The following is a 264-nucleotide window of genomic DNA, read 5'->3' as shown; positions in this document are numbered from 1 at the left end:
CCGGGCGGCGCATCAGAAGCTGCATGCCGATCCAGGAGCCGAAGGAATAGCCGGCAACCCAGCAGGTCTTCGAATCGGGATGCAGGCTCTGCACCCAGTCCAGCGCCGAAGCGGCATCCGAAAGTTCGCCGGCGCCGTGGTCGAATTCGCCCTGGCTGCGGCCGATGCCACGGAAATTGAAGCGCAGTGTCGTGAAGCCGCGCTTCTGGAACATGTAGAAGAGTTGGTAGACAATCTGATTGTTCATCGTGCCGCCGAACTGCG

The 264-nt window shown here is 61.4% G+C and carries 1 protein-coding gene; it reads right to left on the bottom strand.

Annotated features, from left to right (window positions below):
* Positions 1-247, bottom strand: a 247-nt coding sequence (locus SB764_RS41300) for an alpha/beta hydrolase (protein WP_410866939.1), incomplete at its 3' end; no start/stop codon positions are given.
* Positions 248-264 lie beyond the last annotated feature (17 nt).

This window comes from Paraburkholderia sp. SIMBA_027, assembly GCF_046535315.1.
In the GTDB taxonomy this organism is placed as follows: domain Bacteria; phylum Pseudomonadota; class Gammaproteobacteria; order Burkholderiales; family Burkholderiaceae; genus Paraburkholderia; species Paraburkholderia tropica.
This window is presented reverse-complemented; position numbering and strand designations above follow the sequence as displayed.